The 17,267-nt window shown below is 61.9% G+C and carries 15 protein-coding genes; 3 read left to right on the top strand and 12 right to left on the bottom strand.

What is annotated here, in order from left to right:
- Positions 1–31 precede the first annotated feature (31 nt).
- From JWJ88_RS20750 to JWJ88_RS20710, 9 genes are all read right to left on the bottom strand, one after another.
- On the bottom strand, positions 32–1,420 hold the full coding sequence (locus JWJ88_RS20750; protein ID WP_205297085.1) for a hypothetical protein: 1,389 nt from the start codon (positions 1,418–1,420) through the stop codon (positions 32–34).
- A 267-nt stretch (positions 1,421–1,687) separates the two neighbouring features.
- Positions 1,688–4,060 (bottom strand): aldehyde dehydrogenase family protein, encoded by a 2,373-nt coding sequence (locus JWJ88_RS20745; RefSeq protein ID WP_205297084.1) that lies wholly within the window; start codon positions 4,058–4,060, stop codon positions 1,688–1,690.
- 11 nt (positions 4,061–4,071) lie between these two features.
- The gene (deoC, locus tag JWJ88_RS20740; RefSeq protein WP_205297083.1) at positions 4,072–5,040 is read right to left on the bottom strand and encodes a deoxyribose-phosphate aldolase; all 969 of its coding nucleotides are present in this window, start codon (positions 5,038–5,040) and stop codon (positions 4,072–4,074) included.
- Positions 5,037–5,975: a ribokinase gene (gene rbsK / locus JWJ88_RS20735; protein ID WP_205297082.1), complete on the bottom strand. Its 939-nt coding sequence runs from the start codon at positions 5,973–5,975 to the stop codon at positions 5,037–5,039. The genes deoC and rbsK overlap by 4 nt, the downstream gene beginning before the upstream one ends.
- A gap of 10 nt (positions 5,976–5,985) precedes the next feature.
- Positions 5,986–7,077 (bottom strand): aldose 1-epimerase family protein, encoded by a 1,092-nt coding sequence (locus JWJ88_RS20730; RefSeq protein ID WP_205297081.1) that lies wholly within the window; start codon positions 7,075–7,077, stop codon positions 5,986–5,988.
- Between the two features lie 9 nt (positions 7,078–7,086).
- The gene (locus tag JWJ88_RS20725; protein ID WP_205297080.1) at positions 7,087–8,100 is read right to left on the bottom strand and encodes an ABC transporter permease; all 1,014 of its coding nucleotides are present in this window, start codon (positions 8,098–8,100) and stop codon (positions 7,087–7,089) included.
- Positions 8,101–8,112: 12 nt separating this feature from the next.
- Positions 8,113–9,090: an ABC transporter permease gene (locus JWJ88_RS20720; protein ID WP_205297079.1), complete on the bottom strand. Its 978-nt coding sequence runs from the start codon at positions 9,088–9,090 to the stop codon at positions 8,113–8,115.
- A 9-nt stretch (positions 9,091–9,099) separates the two neighbouring features.
- A complete protein-coding gene (locus JWJ88_RS20715; protein WP_205297078.1) occupies positions 9,100–10,596 on the bottom strand; it encodes a sugar ABC transporter ATP-binding protein in 1,497 nt (498 codons plus the stop codon).
- An 82-nt stretch (positions 10,597–10,678) separates the two neighbouring features.
- Entirely contained in the window at positions 10,679–11,722 is a 1,044-nt protein-coding gene (locus JWJ88_RS20710) for an autoinducer 2 ABC transporter substrate-binding protein (protein ID WP_205297077.1), read from the bottom strand.
- Positions 11,723–12,016: 294 nt separating this feature from the next.
- On the opposite strand from JWJ88_RS20710, the gene JWJ88_RS20705 reads away from it, so the two are divergent.
- The 3 genes from JWJ88_RS20705 (at position 12,017) to JWJ88_RS20695 (ending at position 13,864) form a co-directional block, all read left to right on the top strand.
- Positions 12,017–12,613, top strand: a complete 597-nt coding sequence (locus JWJ88_RS20705) for a DeoR/GlpR family DNA-binding transcription regulator (RefSeq protein ID WP_240200391.1) — start codon at positions 12,017–12,019, stop codon at positions 12,611–12,613.
- A 69-nt stretch (positions 12,614–12,682) separates the two neighbouring features.
- The gene (locus JWJ88_RS20700) at positions 12,683–13,090 is read left to right on the top strand and encodes a lysozyme inhibitor LprI family protein (protein WP_205297075.1); all 408 of its coding nucleotides are present in this window, start codon (positions 12,683–12,685) and stop codon (positions 13,088–13,090) included.
- Between the two features lie 216 nt (positions 13,091–13,306).
- Entirely contained in the window at positions 13,307–13,864 is a 558-nt protein-coding gene (locus JWJ88_RS20695) for an NAD(P)H-dependent oxidoreductase (RefSeq protein ID WP_205297074.1), read from the top strand.
- A 52-nt stretch (positions 13,865–13,916) separates the two neighbouring features.
- On the opposite strand, the gene JWJ88_RS20690 is transcribed toward JWJ88_RS20695, so the two are convergent.
- The 3 genes from JWJ88_RS20690 to JWJ88_RS20680 all read right to left on the bottom strand — a co-directional run bounded on the left by JWJ88_RS20690 (position 13,917) and on the right by JWJ88_RS20680 (position 17,251).
- Entirely contained in the window at positions 13,917–14,771 is an 855-nt protein-coding gene (locus JWJ88_RS20690) for an oxidoreductase (protein ID WP_205297073.1), read from the bottom strand.
- A 129-nt stretch (positions 14,772–14,900) separates the two neighbouring features.
- Positions 14,901–15,899, bottom strand: a complete 999-nt coding sequence (locus tag JWJ88_RS20685) for a LysR family transcriptional regulator (protein WP_205297072.1) — start codon at positions 15,897–15,899, stop codon at positions 14,901–14,903.
- Positions 15,900–15,904: 5 nt separating this feature from the next.
- A complete protein-coding gene (locus JWJ88_RS20680) occupies positions 15,905–17,251 on the bottom strand; it encodes an NAD(P)/FAD-dependent oxidoreductase (RefSeq protein ID WP_205297071.1) in 1,347 nt (448 codons plus the stop codon).
- Between the last annotated feature and the right edge of the window lie 16 nt (positions 17,252–17,267).

Genomic DNA, 17,267 nt, shown 5'->3' with positions numbered 1-17,267 from the left:
TTTTTGCATCTTCGCAATCGGCGGGATCGGTTCAGTGCACATGCAACGACCCTCGCACAAAAGCCTGGATGCCCATAGCCTGCGCATGCGTCGACAGCGCATTCATCAGCGCCAGGTCGTAGTCCAGCCCCTTCCCGCCGATATTCGCCGACATCGCCTCGGTACCGGGGCGATTCTGGAACCACCGCGCCCAGTCGGCCGAGCCGGGATCATACATCAGGAAAGGTCGTCCATCGCGCGGAAGAATGCGGTTGGGCGAAGGATAAAGATTGGCCGTAAAGGGGAATTCGGCAGCGCCATGACAGCTTTGGCAGGACGAGGCGGACAGGCTCGTATCGCCGGTATAGCGCTTGCCCGACACCGTGATCACATTATGCCGGGTCGCTACGTCCATCGGGCCGGCCAGACGTCCGCCCCAGCCCAAAGTGTCCCGGGCAAAGGCAGGCGCTGCCGGGTTTATCCAGCTTTGCTGCAGGGGCTCCGTCCCCTTCAGGTCCAGAAAGTTTTCGGCATGTTCCGGGTCGTTGCCCCACTGCAGCCCAACCGGCACAAACCGGTCCCAGGGCGTGTCGCCCTCTGCATTGGCGTCATGGACATAGATAGCAAAGACCCAGCCCGTTTCCGGCGCCGCCACGGGGTCCTTTACCCTGACGGCAATCTGGAACGGCCGGACCGGGATCACCTGCGGCACCAGATCCGGTTCGTTGCGTGCCTGATCCTCGGTCGTCGGGCGAAAGACATGCCAAAGACCGCTGTTGGCAACCGCATTCCAGTTGCTTTCGGTGTTGGTGACGGCCTCGACCTTGACCACGATCGAGCCGGTCGGAAACTCTGCCTGACTCAGGTTGGGGGTATAGATATTCGACCACAGCCGCCCCAGCATCCCCGCGGCAACGTGGTTGTAATAGATCACGGCGTGGTTTTGCACCGGCGCGGTGGGCCGGTATGGTTCGGAAAATGTTTCTGGCGGGACGATCTGGCCCGAATAGGTATTCATCAGCGCCTCGCGGCCCGAAGTCGGGTCGATCCCGTCCCCGGTCTGGCTTCCCTCGCCGCTCCAGACAAGATCGTACCACCCGGCGCGGACAGGATCCCATTCCTCCGGCTTGTCAATCAGGGTGCGCAGCGTCCGGGACAGGTGGACCCGCAACCTGTCGGCATATTCGGCGGCGCTGTCGACGTTCAGCGGCTCGCGATTGCGTGCGGGCGACCAACTGTTGGAGGCAAGGACGATGTCGTTGGAAGCGGGCATCGGGTAGTCAAGGTTCGCGGCCAAAAACCGGCCGTCCCATTCGCTGGCCCCGGGATAAAGCCCGTTATTCGAAGCCAAGGGATCCTGTGCAGACGCTGCCCCGGCAATCGCCCAAAGCATCGCCGTCAGCCCGCAGACCCGCACGGAAAAGACGCCCCGAAAACCCATGTCCCCATCCCTTTTTGGTATCTTGTGCAATGCGCCGTGCGTCTTCGCGGTGGCGGCCGTGAACCCGCGCCCAAGCTGGCCGGCTGGATTGCGAAAGCCAGTGCAAAGATACGTCAGCACAACCTGCAAGTGAACTGATTATTTCACTTGCTGGATCGTGGGCGTGGAAAATAAGCAGTCGTCGGTTGACGCAAGGGCTTTGCGGCTGAACCAAGCGGCAGAGATGAAATAAGCCAAGAGAGGCCCCGGCTTATTCCTTCTTTTTGCTTATGCGCCGTATGGCACCCAGATGGTCTTGACCTGCGTTGCCCGGCGCAGGAACTCATCGCCCTGCGCTGCGGCCCAGTCCAGACTGCGTCCCTCGGCCGACCAGACGGGCTTCAGGTTCCCGGCCGACAAAGCCTCGGCCTGCGCAGCGCCATCGGCGTCGGCGAAGTGCCATAACGCGGCCACGGCGTCATGCTCGGCCAAGGTGGGCACCACGGCGTCGCGTGGCCCGATCACAAGGTTCACCACACCGCCCGGCAGGTCCGAGGTGTCAAAGACCTGATACAGCAACCCGGCGATCTGCGGATGCGCGACCGAGGGCACCGCAACGACACGGTTCCCCATCGCGATCAAGGGCAGGATCAGCGACATCAGTGACAGCAGCGGCGCTTCATCCGGGGCCACGACGCCCACGATGCCGAATGGTTCGTGCAACGAAACCGTCAGGTGACGCGGCTTCGTCGCGTGGGTGCGCCCGTCGTCCTTGTCGGCCATGCCGGCATAATAGAACACGCGCTCCAACGTGGCCTGCACCTGGGCGCTGGCCACCTTGGCCGACACGCCTGTCGCCTCTTGCAAGGCCGTCGCGAATTCATCCGCACGCAGGGAGAGGTTCTCGGCAAGGAAATACAGCACCTGCGCGCGATTATGGGCATTCGCGGCCCAACCGCCCGCCTTCGACGCCGCCTCGACAGCATTGCGCACATCCTTGCGCCCCGAGACGGGGGCAAGCCCAAGCGCCGCGCCCTTTGGCCCGTGGATCATATAGCTGGCCCCGCCATCGGGCCGCGCCTGCGCACCGCCGATGTAGTTCTTGATGGTGCGGTCAATGACCGTGGCATCCACATCGGCACCCACAACGGGCAAAGGCACGACTTGAACAACCATGGGTTTTGCGGCCTTACCCTTGGTGCCCGCCGGGCGCAGATACTCGCGCATCCCTTCCCGCGCACCTTCACGGCCATAGCCGCTTTCCTTCATGCCGCCGAAGGGCGCATTGGCGTCAAAAACATTGGTCGCGTTGATCCAGATGACCCCCGCCTTGACCCGCGCGGCAATATCGGTCGCGACGTTTATATTCTCTGACCAGATCGAGGCCGACAGCCCATAGGCGGTGTTGTTCGCAAGCTCGACCGCCTCGTCGGGCGTGCGGAAGGTCTGCGTCACCGCAATGGGGCCAAAGATCTCTTGCTGGGAAACCACATTCGCGCTTTCTGCATCCCGGAAATAGGCCGGGGACACAAAATGACCCGAAGCGGGCACCTTGCCGGGCGCCTGCACCAGCGCGCCGCCCTGCGCGACACCCTCGGCCACCAGCCCTTCGACGCGGGCCTTCTGCCGGGCCGAGACCAGCGCCCCCATATCGGTCGATTTCTCCAAGGGATCGCCGACGCGGATCTTGGCCATGCGCGCATCCAGCTTGGCCAGGAACTTTGGTGCGACGCCCTCTTGGATCAGAAGACGCGACCCGGCGCAGCAGACCTCGCCCTGATTGAACCAGATGCCATCGACCACACCTTCGACGGCCGCATCAAGGTCGGCATCGGCGCAGATGATAAAGGGCGACTTGCCGCCCAGTTCAAGCGACAGTTTCTTGCCCGATCCCGCCGTGGCACGGCGGATCTCGCGGCCGACTGCGGTCGAGCCGGTAAAGGCGATCTTGGCGAGATCCTTGTGCGCGGTGATAAAGCCGCCGGTCTCGGCTCCGCCCTGAACGATGTTGACGACACCCTTGGGCAGGCCGATTTCGGACAGGATCTCGGCGAAGGCCACGGCGGTCAGCGGGGTCAGGTCGGCGGGTTTCAGCACAACCGTATTCCCGGCCGCCAGCGCGGGCGCGATCTTCCATGCCAGCATCAGCAGCGGAAAGTTCCACGGGATGATCTGGCCGCAGACGCCAAGCGCCACCTGACCCGGAAACTCGGTCGTCAGCGCCGAGGCCCATCCGGCATGATGATAGAAATGCCGCACGACCAGCGGAATATCCGCAGTGCGGCTTTCCCGGATCGGCTTGCCATTGTCGAGGCTTTCCAACACCGAAAAGAACCGCTCGCGCTTCTGGATCGTGCGGGCGATGGCGTAAAGAAAGCGCGCCCGTTCGTATCCCGGCAGGCCCGACCATTTGGCGAAAGCGGCCTTGGCGGCACCGACCGCCGCATCGACTTCGGGCTGGGTTGCGGCGTTGATCTCGGCCAACGGTTTCCCGGTCGCGGGGTTCTCCACGGTGATCGCCGGGCCTTTGCCCGCGACGAATGCGCCGTTGATGTAATGCCCGAACTTGCGTCCACGCGCCTCCAGCCAGGCCAGCACGTCGGCGGCCGATTCCGGGGCCGTGCCGTAATCCAGGTTTTCCATGATATCCTTGATGCTCATCGCCTTGGCCTTCAGCTCATTGCGTGACGGTCGGCGCTGGCATAGCGACCCGTCACATGATGTTCCAATTGACGCTCGATATCTCCAAGCAGCGAGGACGCGCCGATGCGGAACAGGTCAGGCTTCAGCCAGGGCCCGCCCAGTTCCTCTTTCATCAGGAACAGCCAGTTCATCGCATCCTTGGCGGTCTTGAGGCCCCCCGCGGGCTTGAACCCGATCTTGTAGCCCGTCTGGTCGCCGTAATCGCGCAGCGCGCGCAACATGGTCAGGGACACGGGCAGCGTCGCGTTCACGCCCTCTTTCCCGGTCGAGGTCTTGATGAAATCCGACCCCGCCTGCATCGCCACCATCGAGGCGCGATAGACATTGGTCAGCGGCCCAAGATCGCCGGTCGCAAGGATCGCTTTCATATGCGCCTCGCCACAGGCTTCGCGCATGGCGGCGATTTCATCGTACAGCGCCTGCCAGTTGCCCAGCAGAACGTGTTCGCGAGTGATGACGATGTCGATTTCCCGCGCGCCCTGCTCGACCGCATAGGTGATCTCGGCCAGCCGCAGAGGCAGTGGGGTCAACCCCGCCGGAAAGCCGGTCGCGACCGAGGCGACCGGAATGCCCGAACCCTCCAGCGCCTTCACGGCATGAGGGACCATGGTCGGATAGACGCAGACGGCGCCGGTGGTCAGGTTCAGGTCCCCGATCCCCAATGCTGCGATCAGGTCGGGCCGCAGGGGTTGGCGCGCCTTGGCGCAAAGCCGCGCGACCTTGCCGGGCGTGTCGTCGCCGGCCAGCGTCGTCAGGTCGATACACTGGATCGCGCGCAGCAGATAGGCCGCCTGATGGTCCTTCTTGACCGAGCGGCTGGCAGCAATCCCCGACGCGCGCCGTTCCGCAGCCGAGCGGTTGACCTCGATCCCCTCGAACATCGCGGGAAGAAGTGGGGTGCCGGGGTTTCGCAGATGGTGTTCTTGATCGGCGCTCATACCGAAGTCTCCAATGCGCGGCAGAAGTCAGCGAATTCGGCCGCAGTCGCGTAGGATTTCTGGGTGCCGCGACCAGTGACGGAATGCGCGGCAAAGCGCACGGCCTGATGCAGCGCAGCGACGGGCTCGCCCATCTGCGTCAGGAAATGCGCGAAGGAACCGATGAAGGCGTCGCCGGCCCCTGTCGTATCGACGGCCTTGACCTGCACGGCGGGGATCGCCTGCACCTGATCTGCCGTGACCAGCCGGACCCCGCGACCGCCCAGCGTCACGATGACATGCCCGATGCCTTGCGCCATCAGCGCGCGGGCCGCGTCCACAATGCCCGCTTCGTCCCCGGTTTCACGGCCGGACAGGATCGCAAGCTCGGTCTCGTTCGGGATCAGGTAATCAAGGCCGCGCAGCCGCGTCACGTCCAGATCGGGGGCGGCTGGCGCGGGATTCAGGATCGTACGGACGCCCCATTCCGAGGCACGGCGGATCGTGTGGTAAACCGTCTCAAGCGGCACCTCCATCTGCATCAGGATCAGGGCGGCCTGTCGCAGCTTGTCCTCGGCCGCATCCACGTCGGCCGGCGACAGCGTCGCGTTCGCGCCCTTGATGATGAGGATCGAGTTTTCACCCGAGGGCTCGACAAAGATCGGCGCAACGCCCGAGGACGTGCCCTGAACCTGCGTCACATGGGTCGTGTCGATGCCAAAGCTTTCAAGGTTATGCATGGTGTTCTTGCCAAAGATATCGTCGCCAACCTTTGTGACCATGACCACATCCGCGCCAAGTTTAGCGGCAGCCACCGCCTGATTGGCGCCCTTGCCGCCGCAGCCCAACTCAAAGCTGGGAGCCTCCAGCGTCTCGCCGGGGCCGGGCATACGGCTGGTATAGGTAATCAGATCGACCATGTTCGACCCGACGACCGCGATCTTTGCCTGTGTCATCCGTGTTTCCTTATGTCCGGGCCAGCGCCGTGACTTCATCCAGCGCAGCGGGCAAATCGCCGGCGGCCAGATAACCAAGTTTTACCGGGAAGCTCAGCACCTCGCCGGGTTTCAGCATGCGGACATGGCCCTTGGCCTTTTCGGCGGCATAGCCCTCGGGTTCGCAGGTCGAGGGCAGCGCAAAGGCCGCAACCTGCGCATCCCCGTCGTTGAGGATCCAGCGCACGCAATGGGGGAAATCGGCGGGGCGGTAGCTGATGGAAAAGCCGTCGCCATCTGGCAGCGCCATCACCTGCCGGGTGCGGCCCGTGTTGTCCGTGCCCAGTCCCGTGACATAAAAAACCTGCTCGGGCGAATACAGCTCCGGCTCGGTCAGCTTTTGCATCCGGGCGGGATTGGTGGCCAGATCATCCAGCAGCGCCAGAAAGTCGGGTGATGGGGTCACATGGCCCGGTATCGCCTTGCGCACCTTGGTCGCCGCGGGCGTCCATGGCGCGGGCTGGTAAATCTCGCCATCCGCGACAAAGTCAAAGTTTGCGTGCAGCATATACATCAGTTCCATCGGGTGGGCCGAAAGGTTCTCGACCTGCATCTCGATCTCGAACAGGGCGGCGCCTGCGTGCAGCCGAATGCGGGGACGTGCCATGTAATGCGGGCCGAAGCCCATGACATATTCGGCCTCGCCCCGGATCTCGACGAACGACCCCTGCGCGTCGGTGCCGATCACGACGCAAGCACGATCCATCTCTGCGACCGGAAACTCGCCATGCAGCGGGTGGGTGTCGGTCGGACCCGGCGTTCCGTTGCGCAGCAGCCCGGCGTGATAGGCAAAGGCGCCATAGGTGTCGAGGATCGAGGGCCCCCGGCGCGGATAAGGAAACACGTTCCCCATCGTCAGCCGTCGCCCATCGAAAACCGCGTCCCAGACCATCTGGCCAAGAAAGGGCAGCACGGTGATCTGGCCACGCGCATTTTCGATCCTCAGTGCCTCGACCCCCGAAGGGTAGGCAAAGGCTATGACGCGCAGGCCGTCGGTTTCGGCCAGCAGACGCTCGGCTTCGGTAAAATCCTTGCGTTTCAGCGGCATGGTGACATCAGTCATGACACGGCCTCATTTCTGGCGGCGGAGGTAGTTGATCGCGATCACGATCACCAGGAAGGCGCCCCACACGAAGTCGATCATGTGGTTCGACACCCGGACCATCTGGAACCCCGAGGACAGCAGCATCAGCGCGGTCAGGGCCAAAAGCACGCCAAGAACGCTGCCCCTGCCACCCGCCGGGTTGGTTCCGCCAAGCACGGCGATCAGCACGGCCTGAAGCAGATACGAGCCGCCAAAATCGGCCTTCGCCGCATTGGTGCGGCCTGACAGCAGGATGCCTGCGATCGACGCCAGCCCCCCGGTCAGCATATAGCTGTAAAGCACCATCCGATCGCTGCGGATACCTGCAAAGATCGCCGCCTTCGGATTCGTTCCGATCAGCATCAGCTTGACGCCAAGCGAGGTCCGAGACAGCAGGATCGAGACACAAACCGCGACCACGATCAGCACCCAGAAGGGCGTCGCGATCCCCAGTATCTTGCCGTTGCCCAGCCAACTCCATGTCTCGGGGAAGCCGACGATGGCGGTGCCGCCGGTCAGGACCAGCGCAAGGCCCGCAAACACCTGCCCGGTGCCCAGCGTCGCAAGGATCGGGATGATCTTCAGCCGTGAGATCAGCAGCCCGTTGGCCGCCCCTGCCCCCACTCCGATCACCAGCGCGATCAGTGCGGCAATGCCTGTATGGACAAGGACCATCGGGCCACCTGCGGCAATCGCCTCGGCGACCGCAGGGTTCTTGAAGTATAGCCCGGCGCAGATGGCGGCCAGGTTCGCAATCCCCACCACCGAAAGGTCGATCCCGCCGGTCAGCATCGCGATCATCATGGCAATCGACAGGATGCCAAGCTCTGGCATGATGTAGGTGATGGATTCAAAGTTGTAATAGCGCAGGAACTTGTCGGGGCTCAGCGCGGTCATCGCCAGAAAGATCAGGATCGTGATGACGATCAGCTGGGCAATGGCTGCATCCTCGCCAAGGATGCGTTTCAGGAAGGGCTTGCGGGTGTCGGTTTGTGGGGCCATCTGCAACCTCCCTTACGCCAGCTTCTTGCGGTCGCGAAGCGCGGTAACGGCCGTCGCGACAATGATGATCAGGCCCACGACGACACGTTGCCAGGTCGTGTCCACCTTCATCAGGATCAGCGAGTTCTTGACCATGACCAGCATGAACACCCCGATCAACGTCCCGATCACCGATCCGCGCCCGCCATAGATCGAGGCGCCGCCCAGAACGACCGCCGCGATCACGTCAAGCTCGATCCCGCCAAAGTCGCGCGGGTTGGCCTGCCAGATCATCGAAGCCTGCAGCAAGCCCGCAAACCCCGCCAGCAGCCCGGCCGTGCAGTAAACGAACCAGATGGTCTTGTGGGTGTTGAACCCTGCCCGCTTGGCCGATTCCGCATCGCCTCCATAGGCATAGATCGACCGCCCGATCATCGTATGGCGCAGGACCAGATGGATGATAAGCGCAATCCCCAGATAGACGACCACCATCGCGGTCAGGCCGAAAGTCGCGCCGTTCGCAGCGGTTACGGTGATCAGTTCGGTCTTGCCAAAGGCGATCAGCTCTTTCGGCATCTTGTTGATGTTGACGATTGAGGTCCCGACCAGTCCCAGCACCAGACCGCGGATGATCGAGGCCGTGCCAAGCGTCACGATCAGGGGGATCATCTTGAACCGGTCGATAATAAAGGCGTTCAGCCCGCCGCAGATCAATCCGATGCCGCAGGCAATAACGAAGGGCAGAAACACCTGATCGACACCCAGCCAGACCATGCCGCGCACGGTCAGATACATAGCGGCAATCGCAATGGCGGCAAAACTGACGTCGATCCCGCCCGAGATCATCACCAGCAAGACGCCAAGCGCCAGAATTCCGATGATGACGTTCGATTTCGCAAGGCTGAACAGGTTGTTCATGCTCCAGAACGCCGGGTTGATCAGCCCGATCACGACCATCGCGACGATCAGGACACAGGCGATCACGAATTCGGTGGAGTGGAAGATTCTCATGTCCGCCCCTCAGTTCAGCTGCTTCAGGCAGTCGTTGACGGCATCTTCGGTCGTGCCCGTGCCCGAGAGCTCCTGCACAAATCGCCCACGATGCATGACAAGGATGCGCGAGCAGTTCGTCACCAGTTCCGGCACATCGTCCGAGATCATGATGACCGCCAGCCCCTGCTCTTGCGCAAGATTGCGGATAATGCGGTGGATCGTCGCCTTCGAGCCGACATCGACACCAACCGTCGGGCCGTTCAGGATCAGGACCTTTGCGCCCGTCAACAGCCACCGCCCCAACATGACGCGCTGCGCGTTGCCGCCTGACAGGTTGCCGGCGGGAAGCTGGTCGTCCGGGGCCGCGATCTGCATCGCCTTGAACATCCCCGCCGTTTTCGCATGTGTCGCGTTGCGATCCAGAAACAGGCCCTTTTTCAGCGTGTCCAGGATCGACACGACCATGTTGCGTTGAATCGACTGCGACAGGAACAGGCCCTCGGTCAGGCGATCTTCGGGGACATAGGCGATGCCGAGCCCGATGGCCTCTTGCACGGACACGGGATGGACGGGTTTGCCGTTCACCCGCATCTGGCCCGTGAACTGCGGCTCCATCCCGAACAGGGCTTTCGCAAATTCGGTCCGCCCCGAGCCGATGAGCCCCGAAATCCCCACGATCTCGCCCCGCTTCAGGGTCAGTGAGGCGCCCTCGACCGCGTCGGGCACGGTCAGGTCCTGCACCTCCAGCACGGTTTCGGCATCCGAGGCATCATAGACATAGGGCGGCGTCTCGATTGCCGAGCCGGTCATCGCCAGAGTGATCGCTACCTCGTCGTAATCCTTCATATCGCCTTCGGCGACTTTGCGACCGTTGCGAAATACGGTCAGGCTTTCAGAGATCTCCAGCATCTCGCGCATCTTGTGGCTGACGAACAGGATGGCGATGCCCTGCGCCTGCAGGTCGCGAACGATCTTGAACAGCGCGTCAACTTCGTGCCGGGTCAGCGCGGTCGTCGGTTCGTCCATGATGATAAGACGGGCGTTGGCAATCACAGCGCGGGCGATGGCCACGATCTGCTTGTTGGCGGTGGGCAGGGTCCCGACCTCGGCGTTCAGGTCCATGCTGACGCCGATCTGATCCAGCGCCGCCTGCGCGATCTTGCGGCATTCGGCCCATTTCATCACCTTGCGCCCTTCAAGGACAAAGGTGTTCATTGCCAGGTTTTCGGCGACCGTCAGGTTCCCGAACAACGAGAAATCCTGATAGATTACCTGGATGCCGCTTTGCACGGCCTTGATCGGATCAAGCTTCGAAACCGGTTTGCCATCGATCAGGATTTCACCCTGCTCAGGCGTATAGACACCCGAGATGACCTTGATGATCGTCGATTTGCCCGAACCGTTTTCCCCGGCAAGGCAGTGGATCTCGCCCGGCCGGATCGCAAGCGAGACATCGTCCAGCGCCTGCACGCCGCCGAAACGCTTGCCGATATTGCGCAGTTCAATGAGGTAATCCGAAGACATGCACTCTCCCGGAAATCAGGGCCTGACGGCAAAGGGGCGGGCATGGGTCCGCGCCCCAGCCGGGGCGCGAAGGCCGCGTGGATCAGAAGTCGTACTGGTCCATGTTCTCGGCGGTGACACCGACCCAGCCTTGACCATACAGCAGGTTGGCCTTGTCCGCCTCGGGCGATTGCAGGTCTTCATAGCCGCCAAGGCCAAGGTTCAGACCGGCCTTGATCTCGTCCTTCTTGCCTTCAAGCGCGGCGATGGCCAGCATGTTCATGGCATAGCCGGCAACGGCGGGATCCCAGAACTGGATATACTGGATGTCGCCATTGGCCAGATATTCACCCGCGACCGAGGGAAGCCCCGTGCCGGCAAAGAACACCTTGTCCTTCAGGCCGCCTTCCGCAATCAGACGGCCCGCCCCGGCCGAGGTCGGCATCGGCGCGCCAAGAATGCCCGTGATATCGGGATAGGCGGTCATCGCCTCTTTCAGCTTGGTATAGTCCTGGCCCGCGTCATCATAGGTTTCCAGACGGTCGCCGACCATTTCCATGTCGGGGAAATGCTCTTTCTGGTATTCGACACCGCCGTCGATCCATTCCATCTGGCTTTTCGAGGTCAGCGAGCCGACCGTCGCGACATATTTGCCCTGACCGCCCATGGATTCGCCAAGGTGTTTCATCAGTTCGGCGCCATAAGCTTTGTTGTCGAACGCTTCGAGGTCGAAATCGGTATTTTGCAGGTTCGAGGCCTCGTGCGAGATCACGACGATACCGCGCTCGCGGGCCTTTTTCAGCACCGGCTCAAGGGCTTCGACCGAAAAGGGAACCACGGTGATCGCATCGACGCCCTGCGCGATCAGGTTCTCGATGATCTGGACCTGCGCTGCGGCATCGGCCTGCGATGGGCCGATCATCCAGACGTCGTGGCCGGTGTCGGCCTTGAACTGGTCGACGCCGTCGCGCATCCGGTCGAACCATGCGATACCGTCAACCTTGACCACGGTTGCGATGGTATATTTCTTGTCGTCCTTGGTCGCGATCAGGTCCTGGTTGACGTTCGAAACGTCGACGACCTGCGCCATAACCGGGCTTGCCAGCACCGAAAGGGCCAGCGCCGCCGAGGCGATAAGTGACTTCATGCCAGATCTCCCTTTGAACGGTCGCCTCCCGCGACCTGTTGTCCTAGGCTGATGCGGCATTACTTTTAACGATAGATGCCGATCATTATGTTACTATTCTATCATAACTTTGCTAAGGTCAAGCAGAAGGTTTACTGTCACAAGCTGTCATGAACATCCGCCCACCCCCTATTGGAGACTTGTGTGGCCAGGCCGTCGCTTAAACAACAAAGAATTGAAAATCTTAGGAAATTTTGCTCAGACGGAGCGATTATCCGCATCTCTGATGCTGCGCTACGCCTTGGCATCACCGAGGTGACGATCCGCCGTGACCTGCGCGACCGGCAGACCGGGCTGATTTGTCTGGGGGGTTACGTGATGCCTGCGGTTCAGGGCTCGGATGGCTATTCGCTGGCACAGGCCGCCTCGCGCGAGGAACCTGCCAAGATCAAGGCAGCCGAGGCAGCCGTGCGGATGCTTGCGCCGGGCGACACCATCTTCATCGACTGCGGCACGACGACACCGCATCTGGCCTCGCGCCTGCCCCACGGGATGCGGCTGACGGTGGTAACGAACGCGCTGAATTGCGCCGAGATCCTGTCGCTTAATCCCGACTGCAACCTGATCCTTCTGGGGGGCAGCTATTACCCGATGACGGGCAGCTTCGTATCCGAGGCCGCGCTGGAACAGTTGCGCCAGATCCGGATTTCAAAGGCCTTCTTCTCGGCGGCCGGCGTCCAGCCAGACGCCGTCAGCAGCCACCACCTGCACGAGGTCGCCATCAAGCGCGCCGCCTTGCTGCAAGCCGACCACGCCTATCTTGTCGCCGACAGCTCAAAATGGAACCACCGCGCGCCCGCCACTTTCGCGAAGCTCGAGGATTTCACGCATTGGTTCGGCAGGCCGGAATAGCCGCCTTGTGCGGGGGTGCCGGCCGGCAAGACCAACCCGTCACCGAAACCTGAAAAAGGAAGACCGCGAATGAGGCGCATCACTCTGGCAATGATACTTGGCGCAGGCATGATCTCGACCGCTCATGCAGAGAATTGCATGGATACGGCAAAGGATCAGATCCAGATGACCCAATGTGCGGCAGCGGATTTGCAGTCATCCGATGCCACCCTGAACAAGCTTTTCCAGCAGATCAGACAGCGCCTTGCGGACGACCCCAAGGCATTGGGTCTGTTTCGTGACACGCAACGCGCATGGATTGCGTTCCGCGACGCGGAATGCAGCTTTGCAGCCGCAACCAGCAAAGGCGGCAGCATCTGGCCCATGGTGCATGACATCTGCCTGAACAACCTGACGAAACAGCGCATCGCGGCATTTGAACAATATCTGCACTGCGAGGAAGGCGATACCACTTGCCCGGTGCCCCGCGGGGAATAGAAAAGCCTATAACCCCATCAAAATGCCCACGGCTGGCAGCCGATGGGGTGGCAAGAGTAATCGGATCATGCAAAGCCGGATCGGGATCATTTTTCTACATCGACCCGCCCGCAGGAGGAGTATTCTCTAACCAGCCGCCCGCCTTTGGCATGGCCTGACACGGTCCGCACGCCTATGTTTCCATCATCAACTTTCCATCTTTCAGGAATAATGCCCGTGTCAGGACCCCGTTTCGTCGCCTTCTCCGGCTCATGGAGCCAGCCTTCCACAACTCGCTTGCTGGTGACCGAGGCCGCGCGGCGTGCAGTCGCGCTGTTCGGCGGTCAGGCGCATGTCTTTGACATCGGCGATCTGGGGCCGGATTTCGGGACGATGCGCACGCCCGGCGACGGCCCCTATCGCACCCATCTGGAGGCGTTCCTGCAGGCGGATGCGCTGATCGTGGCCAGCCCGGTCTACAAGGGCAGCTATACTGGTCTGTTCAAGCATTTCATCGACCTGCTGGATCCTGCAGCACTGGTCGGAAAGCCTGTGTTGCTGGCCGCAAGCGGCGGCGGCGACCGGCATGCGCTGGTAATCGAACATCAGCTGCGCCCGGTCTTCGGCTTTTTCGAGGCACATACGCTGGCGACCGGGCTTTATGTCTCGCGCTCGGATTTCACCGGTGAAACGCTAAGTTCCGAGACGGCATCAAAGCGGCTGGATCGCGCCGTATCCCAATTCGCCGCTTACCTTCCCGCCGTTGAAGCCGAGCGTTTCAGCGCCGTGGGCTGACTCTGTCGCGACGCCGCGATCCCGATAGCTGCAGCAGCAGGTCCAGCGACGCTTACAAAGCGTCCAGCCGTGCCTTTTGTTCGTCCGTAAAGGACAATCCCGCTGCCTCCACGTTCTCGCGCAGATGCGCACGAGAGGAGGTGCCCGGGATCACCAGAATGTTCGGGCTGCGCAGCAGCAACCAGGCCAGCGCCACCTTTTGCGCGCTTGTTCCCAACTCGGCCGCCACCGTCTCAAGCCCAGCCGATTGCAGGGGAGAGAAGCCGCCCAACGGGAAATAGGGCACATAGGCGATCTCATCCTTGGCCAAGGCATCGATCAGCGCATCGTCGTCTCGATGAGCGAGGTTGTAGTGGTTTTGAACGCAAACCACAGGGGCGATGTCGCGCGCGGTGGCGACCTGTTCCACCGTCACGGTGCTGATACCTATATGGCCGATCAAACCTTCTTCCTGCATGGCCCGCATCGTCTGCATCGGCGTGGCGATATCATCCTCTGGGCCGCCCATGCGCAGGTTGACGATCGCCATCTGGTCAAGGCCAAGACGGTTCAGGTTGTCCTCGACGGACCGGCGCAGGAAGTCGCCGTCGCGTTGCAGGTTCCAGCCCCCCAGATCGTCACGCCATGCGCCGATCTTTGTCACTAAAACAAGGTCCTGCGGATAAGGCGACAGCGCCTCTCGGATCAGGTCGTTCGTGACGTAGGGACCATAGAAATCGCTGGTATCTATATGGTCGATGCCCAGCCTGATCGCCTCTTGCAGGACGGCGCGGGCTTCATCGGGGTTCTTCGGCGGACCAAAGACATGGGGACCGGCCAGTTGCATGGCGCCATAGCCCATGCGGTTCACGGACAGGCTGGTGCCGGGAAAGGTAAAACGGCCGGCGGCCGATGCAGGGTTGGTCATTGAATGCCTCCTTCGGACGCAGGTGGCCTTGCCCCCGCGTCAGCGACACCGCTTATAACGGCGGCGCCCGTGTCTCATCACCAATTATGTTAAGCGCACCATTGGCCGCTTCCAATCGGCGTTCGCGCCTCATGTGGCAAAGGCACCGGCTTTGGCGACTTCTGCCCGGAAGAAGTCCACGAAATCCTTGACCAACTGGCGTTCCCGCGCAGTCCGGTTCAGCTTGAGGTAATAGGACCGCCCGGCGTTCAGCGGCAGATCGAACAGCCTGACAAGCCGCCCCTGCGCGGCATCTTGAAAGACCAGATGCCGCCAACCCAGGATCACACCCTCTCCGGCCAGCGCCGCGTCCACCAGCGTCGTATAGCTGTTCGTGACAAACTGCGGCGCGGGCTCATGGATTTCGGGCGCATGGTGGCGGAACCAATCGCTCCAGCGCAGCGGATACCAGGAAATCGCCTGCGAGCTCCAATGCATGCGATGCAGTTCCATAAGATCGGCGCGAAGCAGATCCTCCGGTCCGTCAAAAGGGCCCATTGCCGCCAGATAACCGGGCGCGCACACGGGATCGACCACCTCGGGAAACAGGTGAATCAGGTTGTCGCCGATCTGCGAGCGTTCGTTGCCGCAGATCATCGCCAGATCGACCTCATCAAAGTCCTGCACCCGGTCGTTTTCGTCCGAGGCAAGCAGGGTAAAGCGCGCTTCGGGTACAATGCTGCGATAATCATCGGTCAAAGGTTTGATATATTGGGATATCGCCGCATAGGTGCTGGCGATGGTAATCATCTTGCGGTCAGCGTTCTGGCTGATTCTTTCGATAGCATCGCTTAGCCGGTCCAGCCCATGCGTCACGCCTTCCAGCAGCGCCTGCCCCTCGACCGTCAACTCCATGCTGTTGTGCTTGCGGGTGAACAGCTGGCAGTCGATCGCCTTTTCCAATCCGCGGATCTGCTGGCTGATCGCGGCCTGGGTCACATGCAACTCTTCGGCGGCAAGCGTGAAACTGCGATGCTTCGCGGCGACCTCGAAGGTCGCAAATGAGCCAAGCGACGGCAGGTGGCGGCGCTTGGGCGGGCGGCGCGAAGCCGTGTCGGCCTTCAGAAAGGATCCGTCTGTTTCCGTCATCGGCCTTATTCGTTATGTGCGCGCCACTCCTTCCAACGAATGAACAGGTTTGCCCCGATTTTCGCAAGAGGCGCTGGCGGCAAGCGCTGCGGCGTGCCTTGCGCGGCAAAGAAACGCGTCACATCGCTTTCCTGTCCCAGTGCGGTTTCCGCCGCCGCGATTCCGGCCAGTTGGCTTCGGGTCGTGCCAAGTCCATTGTCGACGCAGGCGGCAAAAAGATCATGGTCAAGCTTGTACGCAATCGAGACATCGTTACGCGACAGGCACAAATGCCCGGCCCAGGCATATTCCATCCGCATCCCGCTGAGCTGTGGGAACCGCTGATCGAATTTGCCGCGCATTATCCGGGCAGCTTTGGCAAGATCGGCCCGGGTTGCGACCATATCCGGGCGGAACTTTGCCATGGTGCGGGTAATGATCCGGTTGCCGCCCTGCCCTGCGCCGATCTTGCGCATCGTCGTGCCCATCGGGTCCGAGGGGGTAATCCCCCAACACTCGGCCCCCCCAAGGCGGGTGATCGCGTCGGGCGACAACTCCCCGGTCATCGTCGCGAAAAGAAAGATATGCATCAGGCGATCCCGCGCAAACCCAAAGCTTTCCAGATGACCGTTATTCGCCAGAATGACCGCCCCCGCATCGACATGGCCATTGGGCGAGGTCAGCGTCCAGCCATGTTCACGCCGGATCAACCCGGTCACGGGTGAGTTTTCAAACAAAGCGACATAGGCCGAAAGCCCCCGCGCCATGCCCCGGATATAGCCGGCGGGCTGGATCATCACCGTTCCCGGCGTGAAAAGCCCCGAACGATAATGCCGCGACCCGGTCAACTCGTGCATGGCCCGCGCATCCAGCATCTCATTCGCCTCGCCAAGCGATGTCAGGTGTTGGCCATAGGACAGGTTTTGCTGGTGCGCATGCTCGCTTGCCGCTCCGTTCACCTTGCCGTCGCGGCGGAAATAGCCTGCAGGGACGCCGTATTCCTCGACCGCATCCGCCGAGAAGGCGATAACATGACGGTTCAGTCTGATCAGGTCCAGATCGCTCTGGGCACTGGTCCCCGCATAATCCTCAGAGGTCAGTTCATGCGGCAGGTCGATCATGAAGCCGGAATTGCGCCCCGCCGCCCCCTGCGCGATCTGACCCGCATCAAGCAGGACGATGCGCGCATCAGGGGCCAGTTGATGCAATCGGCGCGCGGCGGCAAGCCCGGCAAATCCACCCCCGACGATGGCGAAATCGGCCCCAACGCGGCCATCAATCGCTGCAAAGGGTGCACGCGGGCCAAGAATGGAGTCCCAGGCCGCCGGTCCCCTGTGCAGGGGAAGCCGCCGGGCGGTGTAATCTTGCGACATGGTGAAATCCGAAAGG

This window comes from Paracoccus methylovorus (assembly GCF_016919705.1).
Classification (GTDB): Bacteria; Pseudomonadota; Alphaproteobacteria; order Rhodobacterales; family Rhodobacteraceae; genus Paracoccus; species Paracoccus methylovorus.
The sequence above is the reverse complement of the archived record's forward strand: the minus strand, read 5'-3'. Positions and strand labels throughout refer to the sequence as shown.

What these genes read in the sequence shown, in the direction of transcription:
- JWJ88_RS20750 (WP_205297085.1), bottom strand. Translation starts at nt 1,420, where the DNA reads ATGGGTTTTCGGGGCGTCTTTTCCGTGCGGGTCTGCGGGCTGACGGCG.
- JWJ88_RS20745 (WP_205297084.1), bottom strand. Translation starts at nt 4,060, where the DNA reads ATGAGCATCAAGGATATCATGGAAAACCTGGATTACGGCACGGCCCCG.
- deoC (WP_205297083.1), bottom strand. Translation starts at nt 5,040, where the DNA reads ATGAGCGCCGATCAAGAACACCATCTGCGAAACCCCGGCACCCCACTT.
- rbsK (WP_205297082.1), bottom strand. Translation starts at nt 5,975, where the DNA reads ATGACACAGGCAAAGATCGCGGTCGTCGGGTCGAACATGGTCGATCTG.
- JWJ88_RS20730 (WP_205297081.1), bottom strand. Translation starts at nt 7,077, where the DNA reads ATGACTGATGTCACCATGCCGCTGAAACGCAAGGATTTTACCGAAGCC.
- JWJ88_RS20725 (WP_205297080.1), bottom strand. Translation starts at nt 8,100, where the DNA reads ATGGCCCCACAAACCGACACCCGCAAGCCCTTCCTGAAACGCATCCTT.
- JWJ88_RS20720 (WP_205297079.1), bottom strand. Translation starts at nt 9,090, where the DNA reads ATGAGAATCTTCCACTCCACCGAATTCGTGATCGCCTGTGTCCTGATC.
- JWJ88_RS20715 (WP_205297078.1), bottom strand. Translation starts at nt 10,596, where the DNA reads ATGTCTTCGGATTACCTCATTGAACTGCGCAATATCGGCAAGCGTTTC.
- JWJ88_RS20710 (WP_205297077.1), bottom strand. Translation starts at nt 11,722, where the DNA reads ATGAAGTCACTTATCGCCTCGGCGGCGCTGGCCCTTTCGGTGCTGGCA.
- JWJ88_RS20700 (WP_205297075.1), top strand. Translation starts at nt 12,683, where the DNA reads ATGAGGCGCATCACTCTGGCAATGATACTTGGCGCAGGCATGATCTCG.
- JWJ88_RS20690 (WP_205297073.1), bottom strand. Translation starts at nt 14,771, where the DNA reads ATGACCAACCCTGCATCGGCCGCCGGCCGTTTTACCTTTCCCGGCACC.
- JWJ88_RS20685 (WP_205297072.1), bottom strand. Translation starts at nt 15,899, where the DNA reads ATGACGGAAACAGACGGATCCTTTCTGAAGGCCGACACGGCTTCGCGC.
- JWJ88_RS20680 (WP_205297071.1), bottom strand. Translation starts at nt 17,251, where the DNA reads ATGTCGCAAGATTACACCGCCCGGCGGCTTCCCCTGCACAGGGGACCG.